Consider the following 13,787-nt stretch of genomic DNA (forward strand, 5'->3'; position numbering starts at 1 on the left):
GACCAGGGTCCAGCCCGGTGATCACTTGCCGAGGTACTTGTTGCCGATGGCGTGGACGTCGGCGGCCAGCTTGGCGCCGTCGAGGCCCTTGGCCGTGGCCTGCTTGATCCAGTCGGCCTCGACGCCGGCCGAGGCCTTGACCATGGCCTTGTAGTCGGCGTCCTTGATGACCAGCAACTTGTTGCCCTGCGCGGCGAGCTTCTTGCGTGCCTCGTCGTTGCCCTTGTCCCAGGCCCGGGCAGCCAGTTCGCTCATGGCCAGGCCGCTGTTCTTGTCGATCACGGCCTTGAGCTCGGGCGCCAGGCTTTCATACTTCTTCTTGTTCATCAGGACGGCGAACGGGGTCTGCGAGAAACCAGCTAGGTTGGCGGGTCCCTCGATGTGGTATTTGGTGACCTCGTCGATCTTGACGGCGGGCAGGATCTCCCACGGTGCCATCGCGCCATCGATCACGCCCTTGGAGATGCCTTCGGTCACGGCGGCGACCGGCATGTTGACCGGGGTGCCACCGAGCGAGCTCAGGAACAGCGAGGTGAAGCGCGAGGGGCTGCGCAGCTTCAGGCCCTTGATGTCTTCCATCGACATGACCGGCTTGTTCGCGGTGCTGATCACGACGTTGGAGCCGCTGAAGATCGCGAGCACCTTGAAGTCCTTGTAGTCCTCCATGCCGTGCTTCTGGGTGTAGTCCCACATCGCGCGGGTACCGGCCAGGCTGCCCGGGGGCAGGCTGAAGGGCAGCTCAAGCGCCTCGGTGCGCGGGAAGCGGCCGGTCGAGTAGCTCGGCGAGGTCCAGACCACGTCGGCGACGCCGTTCTTGACCTGATCGGCCAGCTGGGGCGGGGTGCCGCCAAGCTGCAGCGCCGGGTAGAGCTGGCACTTCATCTTGCCGCCCGAGTCCTTCTCGATCGCCGCGCACCAGGGTTCAGCCACGCCCTTGTGGAAGTTGGAGTTCGACGCCAGGAAGTGCGAGAACTTGATGGTGACCTGCTGGGCTTGTGCCGCGGAGGTGCCGAAAGCCAGCACGAGGGCGGCAGACAGGGAGGCGAGGGGAAGGGCAAAGTTTTTCATTAAAGAAGCTCCGGCGGGTGGAATGGACGGACACCAATTCGTTGTGGTGGCAACTTTATGCGAGCTTCGTTGTGTCATCAACTATCGGAAACCCTAGGTTTTGCCACTGTTTTTCAGGGTTGGCCGGGTCCGGGTTTCGGGGCGGTTCGGCGGTCTGTCGCCGTGGGGTAGCATCGTGGCCATGCTTTCCATCCTGTCTATCACCGGGCCGATCTACCTGGCCGTGCTGCTCGGCTTTGCCTGCACCCGACTGGGCCTGTTCACCAAGGCGGACATGCGCCTGTTCGGCAAGTTCGTGCTCAATCTGGCGCTGCCGGCGCTGCTGTTCAACGCGCTGGCGCAGCGCAGCCTCGACGAGATCCTCAATCCGTCCTACCTGCTGGCCTATGCGCTGGCCGCTTTGCTGGTCATCGGGCTGGGCCTGTTGGCGGTGCGCTGGTTCATGGGCCGATCCTTCAGTTACGCCAGCATGTTCGCGATGGGCATGTCCTGCCCCAACAGCGGCTTTGTCGGTTATCCGGTCCTGCTGCTGACGCTGGGGTCCTCGGTCGCTGGCGTCGGGCTGGCGCTGTGCATGGTGGTCGAGGTCTTGCTGCTGATCCCGCTGCTGCTGGCAGTGGCCGACCTGGAGGGCGACAAGGGCCAGGCCGGGCGGGTCGTGTTCAGGACGGTCAAGGGTCTGGCGCGCAACCCCTTGATCATCGCGCTGGTGGCCGGTCTGCTGGTCTCGTCGGCGGGCTGGACGCCGCCGCTGGCGGTTTCGCGCACGGTCAGCATGTTCGCCCAGGCCAGCGGTGCGCTGTCGCTGTTCGTGATCGGTGGCAGCCTGGTCGGCCAGTCAATGCGCGGCATGGGGCTGCCAGTGCTGCAGATCACGCTGGGCAAGCTGGTGCTGCATCCGCTGATCATGCTGGCGGTGCTGACCTGGCTGGTGCCGGTGGCAGACCCCCAGCTGCGCACCGCCGTGCTGCTGGTCACCGCCATGCCGATCATGGGCATCTACACCATCCTGTCGCAGCGCCACGGCCACGAGGGCATCAGCGCCGCCGCGCAACTGGCCACCACGGCCGCCTCGTTCTTCACGCTCAGCGGCCTGCTCTGGGGGCTCAGGCAGCTGGGCTGGCTAGCCGCCTAATACCCGAGCGCACAGTTCGCGCAGCAGCCGGGCTGCCGCCTGCTGGGTCAGCGTGGCCGGGCGCTGTGCGCTCGACGCCAGCGCGACCCGGGCCCGCAGCGGCGGATCGGTGATGGCGCGCAGCGTGTAGGCCGAGGGTCGGATCGTGTTCGAGGCCGCGTTGCGCGGCAGCACGGCGCAGCCCAGCCCCTCGGCCACCAGGTCGAGGATGGCCGCCACGCCGTCGATCTCCAGCGTGATGGTCGGCCGCAGGCCCAGGCCGGCCAGTTCGCGCTCGACATGCATGCGGATCGCGTTGGGCCGGCTCGGGATCACCAGCGGCAACTTGGCCAGTTCGCGCAGCGCGATCGGCGGCGGCGGCGGGTCTTCCAGCAGGCCGGCGGGCCGCGCCTGCACCAGCAGCAGTTCCTCCTCGAACAGCGGCAGCATGTCGAGCTCGGGCAGCGGCGCGGCGTCATAGAGCAGGGCCAGGTCGAGCCGGCCCTGGATCAGACCCTCCTGCATGCCGGTCGACAGCCCCTCGCTGATCGAGAGACTGGCCTCCGGCAGCTCCAGCCGGAAGGCGCGCGTCAGCGGCACCGCCAGCACCCGCGCCAGCGTCGGCGGCAGCCCGATCGCGACCCGGCCGGCCAGCGCGCCGCGCACCCGCCCGAGGTCCTCGCGCGCGCGCTCGACCTGGTGCAGGATGCCGCGCGCATGGTCGAGCAGCAGCTGGCCGGCCTCGGTCGGCGTGGCGCCGCGCCCGTTGCGCAGCAGCAGGTTCTGGCGCAGCTCGACCTCGAGCAGGCGCACCTGCCGGCTCAGCGCGGGCTGGGCGATGTCCAGGGCATGCGCGGCGCGGGTGAAGCTGCCGAGTTCGGCGACCCGCACGAAGTATTCGAGCTGTTTGAGATCCATCTGTAAATTCTATATAGCTTGGATCAATCCATGCCGGAATTGTCTAGCAGCTAGCGTTCCTGCGGCTTGTGAGCCGGTCGGCTCGCGCGCACAATTTGCGCCAGCCACCATCCATCCCGAAAGAGGAGTTCAACCCCCATGAGCAAGAAGCCGCTGATCATCGACGTACACGGCCACTACACCACCGCGCCGGCCGCGCTGGGCGCCTGGCGTGACCTGCAGATCGCCGCCCTGAAGGACCCGAGCCAGCAGCCCGACCCGAAGAGCCTCAGGATCAGCGACGACGAACTGCGCGAGTCGATCGAGACCAACCAGCTCAAGCTCATGAAGGAGCGCGGAAGCGACCTGACCGTGTTCAGCCCGCGCGCGAGCTTCATGGCGCACCATATCGGCGACTTCGAGACCAGCTCGACCTGGGCCGCGATCTGCAACGAACTGTGCTTCCGCGTCAGCGAGCTGTTCCCGGACAACTTCATCGGCGCGGCCATGCTGCCGCAGTCGCCCGGCGTCGATCCCAGGACCTGCATCGCCGAGCTCGAGCGCTGCGTCAAGGACTACGGCTTCGTCGGCCTGAACCTGAACCCGGACCCGTCGGGCGGTCACTGGACCAGCCCGCCGCTGACCGACCGTCACTGGTACCCGATCTACGAGAAGATGGTCGAGTACGACCTGCCGGCGATGATCCACGTCAGCACCAGCTGCAACAGCTGTTTCCACACCACCGGCGCGCATTACCTGAACGCCGACACCACCGCCTTCATGCAATGCCTGCAAGGTGACCTGTTCAAGGACTTCCCGACGCTGAAGTTCCTGATCCCGCATGGCGGCGGCGCGGTGCCCTACCACTGGGGCCGTTTCCGTGGCCTGGCCCAGGAGATGAAGAAGCCGCTGCTGCAGGACCACCTGCTCAACAACATCTTCTTCGACACCTGCGTCTACCACCAGCCGGGCATCGACCTGCTGACCAAGGTGATCCCGGTCGACAACATCCTGTTCGCCTCCGAGATGATCGGCGCCGTGCGCGGCATCGACCCCGAGACCGGCCACTACTACGATGACACCAAGCGCTACGTCGCCGCCACCCCGAACCTGAGCGAGGAGCAGCGCTACAAGGTGTTCGAAGGCAACGCGCGCCGCGTGTTCCCGCGCATGGACGCTGCACTGAAGGCCAAGGGCCTGTAAATCCTCTTGCGGGACAGACCTTCAGCTCAGTCCCCAACCGTTCAAGTATCTTTGGGGACTGACCTTTAGTTCTGTCCCCAACTGAATAAAGGAATTTGATATGTACGAACTCGGAGTCGTTTACCGCAACATCCAGCGCGCCGACCGCGCCACCGCCGACGCGCTGGCTGCGCTGGGCTCGGCCACCGTGCACGAGGCCATGGGCCGTGTCGGCCTGATGAAGCCCTACATGCGTCCGATCTTTGCCGGCGCACAGGTGTCCGGCACCGCGATCACCGTGCTGCTGCAACCGGGCGACAACTGGATGATGCATGTCGCGGCCGAGCAGATCCAGCCTGGCGACATCGTCGTGGCGGCCTGCACCACGGACAACAGCGACGGCTTCTTCGGCGACCTGCTGGCGACCAGCTTCCAGGCCCGTGGCGCCCGCGCCCTGGTCATCGACGCCGGCGTGCGCGACGTCAAGGAGCTGACGCGCATGAACTTCCCGGTCTGGAGCAAGGCCGTCCATGCCAAGGGCTGCGTCAAGGAGACGCTGGGCTCGGTCAACATTCCGGTGGTCTGCGCCGGCATGATCGTGCACCCGGGCGACGTGATCGTGGCCGATGACGACGGCGTGGTCTGCGTGCCGGCCGCCCTGGCCGAGAAGACTCTGGCGACCGCGCTGGCACGCGAGGCCAACGAGGGCGCCAAGCGCGACAAGTTTGCCGCCGGCGTGCTGGGCCTGGACCTCTACAAGATGCGCGAGCCGCTGGCGGCCAAGGGCCTGCGCTACATCGACTGATATCGGAGCAAACCATGTCCAAACCCACCTCAGGTGACTTCACCAAGACCGCCGGCTGGCTCGACTGGTATACCGGCCCGTCCCGCCCCAAGTTCCAGCTGCCCGCTGGCGCGGTCGATGCGCATTGCCATGTGTTCGGCCCGGGTGCCGAGTTTCCCTACGCGCCCGAGCGCAAGTACACCCCTTGCGACGCGACCAAGCACGAGCTCTACGCGCTGCGCGACCATCTGGGTTTCGCGCGCAACGTGGTGGTGCAGGCGACCTGCCACGGCGCCGACAACCGCGCCATGGTCGATGCCTGCCTCTCCAGCGGCGGCAAGGCGCGCGGCGTCGCGACCGTCAAGCGCAGCATCAGCGACGAGGAGCTGCAGGCCCTGCATGACGCCGGCGTGCGCGGCGTGCGCTTCAACTTCGTCAAGCGGCTGGTCGACTTCACGCCCAAGGACGAGCTGCTGGAGATCGCCGGGCGCATCGCCAAGCTGGGCTGGCATGTGGTGATCTATTTCGAGGCGGTCGATCTGCCCGAGCTGTGGGACTTCTTCACCGCGCTGCCGACCACGGTGGTGGTGGACCACATGGGCCGCCCGGATGTCTCCAAGGCCGTGGACGGCCCCGAGTTCGAGCTGTTCCTGAAGTTCATGCGCCAGCACCCGAACGTCTGGAGCAAGGTCTCCTGCCCCGAGCGCCTGTCGGTCACCGGCCCCAAGGCCTTGAACGGCGAGCAACGTGCCTACGTGGACGTAGTGCCGTTCGCGCGCCGCGTGGTCGAGGAGTTCCCGGACCGCGTGCTCTGGGGCACCGACTGGCCGCACCCGAACCTGAAGGACCACATGCCCGACGACGGCCTGCTGGTCGACTTCATCCCGCAGATCGCGCCGACCGCCGAACTGCAGCGCAAGCTGCTGGTCGACAACCCGATGCGGCTGTATTGGCCCGAGGAAACGTCCAAGTGATTTGCGGAACAGACCAGCAATTGCGCAGCAATTCTGCTCTGTCCCCACTGATCAAAGGGATTCGACTGACTAAGGAGACTTGAATGGCATTGGACAAACCGTACAAGGACGTGCCCGGCACCATCATTTTCGATGCCGAGCAAAGCCGCAAGGGCTACTGGCTCAACCAGTTCTGCATGTCGCTGATGAAGGCCGAGAACCGCGAGCGCTTCAAGGCCGACGAGCGCGCCTACCTCGACGAGTGGGCGATGACCGAGGAACAGAAGCAGGCCGTGTTGGCGCGCGACCTCAACTGGTGCATGCGCACCGGCGGCAACATCTACTTCCTGGCCAAGATCGGCGCCACCGACGGCAAGAGCTTCCAGCAGATGGCCGGCTCGATGACCGGCATGACCGAAGAGGAATACCGCAACATGATGCTGGGCGGCGGCCGCAGCGCCGAGGGCAACCGCTACCTGGGCGAGGACGGCGACGCCCAGCCCCAGCATCAGCCGCAAGGCAAGGGTCACGAGCCGCAGCAAGCTGCGCCAGGCAAGAAAGGCTGACACGAAATGGCACGCATCACCGCATCCGTCTACACCTCGCATGTGCCGGCCATCGGCGCCGCGATCGACCTCGGCAAGACCCAGGAGGACTACTGGAAGCCGCTGTTCGCGGGCTACGACTTCTCCAAGCAGTGGATGAAGGACAACAAGCCCGACGTGATCTTCCTGGTCTACAACGACCACGCGACCGCCTTCAGCCTGGACCTGATCCCGACCTTCGCGATCGGCACCGCCGCCGAATACCAGCCGGCCGACGAGGGCTGGGGTCCGCGCCCGGTACCCAAGGTCATCGGCCACCCCGAGCTGGCCTCGCATATCGCGCAGAGCGTGATCCAGCAGGACTTCGACCTGACCATCGTCAACAAGATGGAAGTCGACCACGGCCTGACCGTGCCGCTCTCCTTGATGTGCGGCCAGCCCGAGGCCTGGCCCTGCCCGGTGATCCCGTTCGCGGTCAACGTGGTGCAGTACCCGGTGCCCAGCGGCCAGCGCTGCTACAACCTGGGCAAGGCGATCCGCAAGGCGGTCGAGTCCTTCGACCAGGACCTCAACGTGCAGATCTGGGGCACCGGCGGCATGAGCCACCAGCTGCAGGGTGCGCGCGCCGGCCTGATCAACCGCGAGTGGGACAACGCCTGGCTCGACAAGCTGATCAGTGACCCGGAGGCCGCCGCCGCCACGCCGCATATCGACTATGTGCGCGAGGCCGGCAGCGAGGGCATCGAGCTCGTGATGTGGCTGATCGCGCGCGGCGCGATGGCCGATGTCGCGGGCGGCCCTAGCCCGAAGCTGACGCACCGCTTCTACCATGTGCCGGCGTCGAACACCGCCGTCGGCCACGTGATCCTGGAAAATCAATAAACCTCTGGCGGGACAGACCGCGGCGCTCGGCGCCAGCTCTGTCCTCCACTGATCAAGGAGTTAACAAATGACCATCAAAGTCGCGCTCGCCGGTGCTGGCGCCTTCGGCATCAAGCACCTGGACGGCATCAAGAACATCCCCGACGTGGAAGTGATTTCCGTCATCGGCCGTGACCTGGCCAAGACCCAGGAAGTGGCCGACAAGTACGGCATCCAGCATGTGACCGACGACCTCAACGAGTCCCTGAAGATCCAGGAACTCGACGCCGTCATCCTCTGCACCCCCACGCAGATGCACGCCTCGCAGTCGATCGCCTGCCTGCAGGCCGGCAAGCATGTGCAAGTCGAGATCCCGCTCTGCGACGAGCTCAAGGCGGGCCTGGAAGTGGCACGCCTGGCCAAGGAATCCGGCAAGGTGGCCATGGTCGGCCACACCCGCCGCTTCAACCCCAGCCACCAGTATGTGCACGACAAGGTGCTGGCCGGCGAGTTCAACATCCAGCAGATGGATGTGCAGACCTACTTCTTCCGCCGCACCAATACCAACGCGCTGGGCCAGGCCCGCAGCTGGACCGACCACCTGCTGTGGCACCATGCCGCGCACACCGTCGACCTGTTCGCCTACCAGGCCAACAGCCCGATCGTGAAGGCCAACGCGGTGCAAGGCCCGATCCACCCGGTGCTGGGCATCGCGATGGACATGAGCATCCAGCTCCAGGCCGCCAACGGCGCGATCTGCACCCTGAGCCTGTCGTTCAACAACGACGGCCCGCTGGGCACCTATTTCCGCTACATCGGCGATACCGGCACCTACATCGCGCGCTACGACGACCTGTTCACCGGCAAGGAAGAGCAGATCGACGTCTCGAAGGTGGCCGTGTCGATGAACGGCATCGAGCTGCAGGACCGCGAGTTCTTCGCCGCCATCCGCGAAGGCCGCGAGCCGAACTCGAGCGTGCAGAAGGTGCTGCCCTGCTACCAGGTGCTGCACGATCTGGAGCGGCAGCTCAACGGCTGATAGCCCCGCCTGCGGTGACCTGGCTTCTTGCCGGGGGCCGCCAGAACCGTCGCAGCGCCCACCCCATTCGGTGGGCGTTGTGCCTTGTGGCATCATCGATTTCCATGCTGAACTTCGTCTGGGTCGCCTTCATCCTGATCGGTTTCGTGGCCGCGCTGGTGCAGCTGCTGCAGGGTGACACGGGCATCTTCGCGCGCGTGCTGGGCGCGCTGTTCGACAGCGCCAAGACCGGCTTCGATGTCTCGCTCGGCCTGGTCGGCATCATGTGCCTGTGGCTGGGCATCATGAAGGTCGGCGAGCGCGCCGGCGTGATCGACCTGTTCGCGCGCGCGCTGGCGCCGTTCTTTCGCTGCGTCTTTCCGGGCATACCGAAAGGGCATCCGGCTGGCGGCAGCATCGTGATGAACTTCAGCGCCAACCTGCTCGGGCTGGACAACGCCGCCACGCCGCTGGGCCTCAAAGCCATGCGCGAGCTGCAGGAGATCAACCCGCAGAAAGAGGTCGCCAGCGATCCGATGGTGATGTTCCTGGTGCTCAACACCGCCGGCATCACGCTGATCCCGACCTCGGTGATCGCGATCCGCCAGAGCCTGGCGGCCGAGCAGGGCCTGTCCGGCTTCAACGGCGCCGACATCTTCCTGCCGACGCTGGTCGCCACCTTCATCTCGTTCTGTGCCGGCCTGTGCGCGGTGGCCTGGGTGCAGCGCATCAACCTGCTGCGCGCGCCGGTGCTGGTGTTTTTTGCCGGTTTCGTCAGCCTGATGGCCACGCTCTATGCCGGCCTGCGCGGCCTGCCGCCGGATCGGCTTACGCAAGCGGTGGGCCTGCTCGGCAGCGGCGTCATCTTCAGCCTGATCACGCTGTTCGTCGCGGTCGGGGCCTGGCGCCGTGTCGATTGCTATGACAGCTTCGTCGAGGGCGCCAAGGAGGGTTTCGGCGTCGCGCTGCAGATCATTCCCTATCTGGTCGCGATGCTGGCGGCGATCTCGGTCTTTCGCAGCACCGGCTGCATGGGCTATCTGCTCGGCGCGATCGAGGCGCTGGTACGCTGGGCCGGGCTCGATGCCGATTTCGTGCCGGCGCTGCCAGTCGGCCTGATGAAGACGCTGTCGGGCAGCGGCGCGCGCGGGCTGATGATCGACGTCATGAAGACCCATGGCGTCGATTCCTTCCAGGGCAAGCTCGCCGCCATCATCCAGGGCTCGACCGAAACCACCTTCTATGTGCTGGCGGTCTATTTCGGCAGCGTCAACATCCGCAACACGCGCCAGGCGCTGGCCTGCGGCCTGTTCGCCGATGCGGTCGGCCTGGTCGGCGCGATTGGCGTCGGCTACCTGTTCTACCGCTGATCGCCCGCTGATTTTCCTTCTCCGCCTTCCGCTGTACTTTCACTTTCAAGCCTCACTGCTACTTTAGCCATGACCCAGACATTTCCGCAACGCCAGCTCGGCCCGTTCCAGGTTTCCGCCATCGGCCTGGGCTGCATGAACCTCAGCCACGCCTACGGCGCGCCGGTCTCGGCCGAGCAGGGCGAGCGCGTGCTGCTGGCCGCGCTCGACGCCGGCGTGACCCATTTCGACACCGCCGCGCTGTACGGCTTCGGCGCCAACGAGAGCCTGGTCGGCCGCGTGCTGGCCCAGCACCGCAGCCGCTTCACGCTGGCGAGCAAATGCGGCATGACCGGGGTCGATCTCAAGGGCGATGGCCAGCAGGTGCGCGTGATCGACGGCCGCCCCGAGACCCTCCAGGCCACCTGCGAGGCAGCGCTCAAGCGGCTGAACACCGACGTGATCGACCTCTACTACCTGCACCGCTGGGACAAGCAGGTGCCGATCGAGGACAGTGTCGGTGCGATGAGCGATCTGGTGCGCGCGGGCAAGATCCGCGCCATCGGCCTGTCCGAGGTCTCGGCGGCCACGCTGCGCAAGGCGCACGCGGTGCACCCGATCGCCGCGCTGCAGACCGAGTATTCGCTCTGGACCCGCAACCCCGAGATCGCGGTGCTCGACGCCTGCAAGGAGCTCGGCGTCAGCTTCGTCGCCTTCAGCCCGGTCGCGCGCGGCTTCCTGTGCGGCGACCTGACCGATGTGACCACGCTGCACGAGAAGGACATCCGCCGCGCCATGCCGCGCTTCATGCCCGGCAATTACGCCGCCAACCTGCGGCTGCTGGCCCCCTATCGCGCGATCGCCGAGGAGGTCGGCTGCAGCATGGCCCAATTGGCGCTGGCCTGGCTGCTGCACAAGGACGAGAACATCCTGCCGATTCCGGGCACCACCCGCGTCGAGCATCTGCTCGATGACCTGGGCGCGGTGAATGTGAGCTTGAGCGCCGACCAGATGAGCCGGCTCGACGCCTGCATCCACCAGGGCAATGTGGCGGGCGCGCGCTACAACAGCCTGGGCACGGGCGAGGTCGATACCGAGAACTTTGCCTGACCGCGGGTCGTTGGCGGCGCAGTGGGTAAGGATTTGTTATTTATGTTGCACTGCAACATAAAAGGTCTATGCTCAGTGTCGTGGGTGGGCGCAGTGCCTCCATCTCAATGGGAGTGAGCAGCCATGACGATGCGGTCAATTCAATCATCGATTCGACGCTGGTTCCGTGGGCTGGGGCTGGGCGCAAGCCCCGTGTCCCCGGTTCCAGCGATCCCGACGGGCAAGCGCTCGGTCAACCTGGCCCTGCAGGGCGGCGGTGCGCATGGCGCCTTCACCTGGGGGGTGCTGGATGCCTTGCTGGAGGAGTCCGACCTCGACATCGAGGGCCTCAGCGGCAGCAGCGCCGGCGCGATGAACGCGGTGCTGTTTGCCGACGGCTGGATGAAAGGGGGACGCGAAGGGGCAAGCGCCAGCCTGAAGGCGTTCTGGAGCGAGATCGGCAAGCAGATGCCCGCCGGGCTGATGTCGCAGCGCCAGAATGACCAGGTCGGACTGTCAACGCTCGGGACGCTGCTGTACCGCTGGTCGGGAATCTTTTCCCCCGCGCAGCTCAATCCCTTCGACCTGAACCCGCTGCGCGACTTGCTGGTCAAGCAGGTGGATTTCGAGCGACTGCGTCAGCAAAGCCCCTTCAAGCTGTTCGTCGGCGCGACGCAGGCGAGTTCCGGCAAGCTGCGGATCTTTCGCGAGCACGAGCTCACGGTCGAGGTGCTGCTGGCATCCGCCTGTCTGCCCAGGATTCACCATCCGATCCAGATCGATGGCGAAGCCTATTGGGATGGCGGCTTCAGCGCCAACCCGCCCGTCGCGCCCTTGTTCTTCCAATGCGACAGCCGGGACCTGCTGCTGGTCCTGCTCAATCCGCTGGAGCGCCATGGTGTGCCACATACCCTGTCGGAGATCGAGGCCCGCACCGCCGAGCTGGCGTTCACGGCCAATTTTCTGGGCGAGATGAGGCTGCTGGTCCAGGCCATCCAGGCCAGTGCGGCCGCGCCCGCTGGCCTGGGGCCACTGGAGCAGCGTCTGCTGCAACTCCGGTTTCACATGATCGATACCAGTCAGCTGGCCACCTTTCACCAGAGCGACACCAAGTTGCTGGCCTATGGCCCGTTTCTTGAACAGCTGCGCGATCAGGGGCGGGAGCGGGCACGGGCCTGGCTGGACGGGTCATCGTCCGCGGTGGGAAGCCAGTCTTCCATCGATGTCGAGGCCTTGTTCGGGTGAGGCAGCCACCGCAAGTACGGCCAGCGCCGCTCAGTTGCGTGCGCCAACCAACGGAAGCAGCAGCGGGAAAGGCACATGCTGGTTGCAGCTGTACCGCAGGGGTTACAACAGGTAGCAGCACCCAAGCAACAAGGATGTGCCTCATGACTGAATACACCGCCGCCCTCAAACAGGTAGCCGATGCCGCCAGCCAGGCGGCGCAGGAGGTGGCTCCCGCGCTGCATCACGCCGCCGACCGGGTCAGCGAAATGGCCAGCGATGGCATGAGCGCGATCCGGCAAGGTTCGCGGCAATGCCGGGATCAGATGGCGCGCGCGTCCAGTTGCACGGTCTCGCACATCCGGCAACATCCCACCCAGACGATCGTGATCGCTGCCTTGCTGGGGGCCACCGCCGTGGCCCTCTTGAGTCTGTTGCGCCGCCGCTGAGATCCGAAAACCGGCCAGCCGCCTTACTTGAGCAAGCCGCCCAGATCGAAGCCGCTGTCGGCGGCCTGCTTGGGCGTGGGCGAGATACCGGCGTCGAGCAGCTTGCGCGCCTGCAGGTGATCCTTGGCGGCGTTGACGCTGTCGACCGCGATCAGCTGGTTGGCGCGGAAATGGTAGACGCTGAAAGACGCGCCGGCCATGTCGCCACGCACGGCCCATTGATCGGCGCCGCCCGACAGGCCGGCCATCTGCAGCTTCTTGTCGTACTGGTCGCTCCAGAACCAGGGCGTAGCCGTGAACGGACGTTCCTGGCCCAGCAGCGCGGCGGCGGCTGACTTGCCCTGTTCGGTCGCGTTCTGCACCGATTCGAGCCGGATCAGGCTGCCGTCGGCCAGCCGGCGCGCGGTGCAGTCGCCGGCGGCGACGATGGCCGGGTCGCTGCTGCGGCAGCAGGCGTCGACCACGATGCCGCGCTCGCATTCGAGCCCGGCGGCCTGTGCCAGGCCGTCGTTGGCGTTGACGCCGATGCCGACCACCACCAGGCCGGCCGGCAGCAGGCCGCCGTCGGCCAGGCGCACACCGCTGACCGCGCCATCGGCGCCGGTTTCGAGCGCCGCGATGCGCGCATCGAACACCAGCTTGACACCATGGCCGCGGTGCAGCGCGGCGTACCAGTCGGACAGCGCGGGCGCCAGCACGCGGCCGAGCAGGCGCGGCGCGGCTTCGAGCACGGTGACTTCCAGGCCCTTCTTGCGCGCGGTCGCCGCGACTTCGAGCCCGATGAAGCCGCCGCCGATCACGACCACCGGCAACTGCCGCTCAGCGCACAGCGCCAGCCGGGCCGAGATCGCGTCGGCATCGTCGCGCGAGCGCAGCGCGTGCACGCCAGCGGCATTGCCACCAGGCAGCGGCAGGTTGCGCGGCGTCGAGCCGGTGGCCAGCACCAGGCCGCTGTAGGGCAGGGCGCTGCCGTCGACCAGCAGGACCTGTTTGGCGGCGCGGTCGATCGCTGCGACCTTGACCTCGGTGCGCAGTTCGATGTTCTTGCGCGCCAGCATCTCGGGCGCGCGCATCACCAGTTGCGCGCCGTCCATCTCGCCGGCCAGCCAGGCCTTGGACAGGGGCGGGCGGTGGTAGGGGCCATGCGGCTCGTCGCCCAGCAGCGTGATGCTGCCTGCATAGCCGCCGGCACGCAGCGATTCGGCCGTCTGCACGCCGGCCTGGCCGGCGCCGATGATCACGATGCCAGCCTGG

14 protein-coding genes are annotated in these 13,787 nt (G+C 66.5%); 11 read left to right on the forward strand and 3 right to left on the reverse strand.

The features are described 5' to 3' along the window. Positions 1–21: 21 nt before the first annotated feature. The gene (locus tag PHR85_RS10075; protein WP_300053788.1) at positions 22–1,068 is read right to left on the reverse strand and encodes a TRAP transporter substrate-binding protein; all 1,047 of its coding nucleotides are present in this window, start codon (positions 1,066–1,068) and stop codon (positions 22–24) included. A gap of 181 nt (positions 1,069–1,249) precedes the next feature. On the opposite strand from PHR85_RS10075, the gene PHR85_RS10080 reads away from it, so the two are divergent. Beyond that, a complete protein-coding gene (locus PHR85_RS10080) occupies positions 1,250–2,203 on the forward strand; it encodes an AEC family transporter (protein ID WP_300053791.1) in 954 nt (317 codons plus the stop codon). Here the strand turns inward: PHR85_RS10080 and PHR85_RS10085 are convergent. Beyond that, positions 2,192–3,100 carry a LysR substrate-binding domain-containing protein gene (locus PHR85_RS10085; protein WP_300053793.1) on the reverse strand — a complete coding sequence of 303 codons (909 nt, stop codon included), beginning with the start codon at positions 3,098–3,100 and terminating at the stop codon, positions 2,192–2,194. The genes PHR85_RS10080 and PHR85_RS10085 overlap by 12 nt on opposite strands. Positions 3,101–3,253: 153 nt before the next feature. On the opposite strand from PHR85_RS10085, the gene PHR85_RS10090 reads away from it, so the two are divergent. The 10 genes from PHR85_RS10090 (at position 3,254) to PHR85_RS10135 (ending at position 12,533) form a co-directional block, all read left to right on the forward strand. Further along, the gene (locus PHR85_RS10090) at positions 3,254–4,282 is read left to right on the forward strand and encodes an amidohydrolase family protein (RefSeq protein WP_300053827.1); all 1,029 of its coding nucleotides are present in this window, start codon (positions 3,254–3,256) and stop codon (positions 4,280–4,282) included. 100 nt (positions 4,283–4,382) lie between these two features. Beyond that, entirely contained in the window at positions 4,383–5,066 is a 684-nt protein-coding gene (gene ligK / locus PHR85_RS10095; protein ID WP_300053795.1) for a 4-carboxy-4-hydroxy-2-oxoadipate aldolase/oxaloacetate decarboxylase, read from the forward strand. Between the two features lie 14 nt (positions 5,067–5,080). Then, the gene (locus tag PHR85_RS10100) at positions 5,081–6,019 is read left to right on the forward strand and encodes an amidohydrolase family protein (protein WP_300053797.1); all 939 of its coding nucleotides are present in this window, start codon (positions 5,081–5,083) and stop codon (positions 6,017–6,019) included. Between the two features lie 83 nt (positions 6,020–6,102). Then, complete coding sequence (gene ligA / locus PHR85_RS10105; protein WP_300053799.1) at positions 6,103–6,564, forward strand: protocatechuate 4,5-dioxygenase subunit alpha; 462 nt, start codon at positions 6,103–6,105, stop codon at positions 6,562–6,564. A 6-nt stretch (positions 6,565–6,570) separates the two neighbouring features. Next, on the forward strand, positions 6,571–7,425 hold the full coding sequence (locus tag PHR85_RS10110) for a class III extradiol dioxygenase subunit beta (protein ID WP_300053802.1): 855 nt from the start codon (positions 6,571–6,573) through the stop codon (positions 7,423–7,425). Between the two features lie 67 nt (positions 7,426–7,492). Then, positions 7,493–8,443 (forward strand): Gfo/Idh/MocA family oxidoreductase, encoded by a 951-nt coding sequence (locus PHR85_RS10115; RefSeq protein ID WP_300053805.1) that lies wholly within the window; start codon positions 7,493–7,495, stop codon positions 8,441–8,443. 104 nt (positions 8,444–8,547) lie between these two features. Further along, the gene (locus PHR85_RS10120) at positions 8,548–9,792 is read left to right on the forward strand and encodes a nucleoside recognition domain-containing protein (RefSeq protein WP_300053808.1); all 1,245 of its coding nucleotides are present in this window, start codon (positions 8,548–8,550) and stop codon (positions 9,790–9,792) included. A 69-nt stretch (positions 9,793–9,861) separates the two neighbouring features. After that, a complete protein-coding gene (locus PHR85_RS10125; protein WP_300053811.1) occupies positions 9,862–10,881 on the forward strand; it encodes an aldo/keto reductase in 1,020 nt (339 codons plus the stop codon). A gap of 192 nt (positions 10,882–11,073) precedes the next feature. Next, entirely contained in the window at positions 11,074–12,105 is a 1,032-nt protein-coding gene (locus PHR85_RS10130) for a patatin-like phospholipase family protein (RefSeq protein ID WP_300053813.1), read from the forward strand. Positions 12,106–12,248: 143 nt separating this feature from the next. Then, positions 12,249–12,533 carry a hypothetical protein gene (locus PHR85_RS10135; protein ID WP_300053816.1) on the forward strand — a complete coding sequence of 95 codons (285 nt, stop codon included), beginning with the start codon at positions 12,249–12,251 and terminating at the stop codon, positions 12,531–12,533. 23 nt (positions 12,534–12,556) lie between these two features. Here the strand turns inward: PHR85_RS10135 and PHR85_RS10140 are convergent, their stop codons facing one another. Then, positions 12,557–13,774, reverse strand: a complete 1,218-nt coding sequence (locus PHR85_RS10140) for an FAD-dependent oxidoreductase (protein ID WP_300053830.1) — start codon at positions 13,772–13,774, stop codon at positions 12,557–12,559. Between the last annotated feature and the right edge of the window lie 13 nt (positions 13,775–13,787).

Origin of the sequence: Malikia sp. (genome assembly GCF_028687635.1) — a bacterium.
In the GTDB taxonomy this organism is placed as follows: Bacteria; Pseudomonadota; Gammaproteobacteria; order Burkholderiales; family Burkholderiaceae_C; genus Malikia.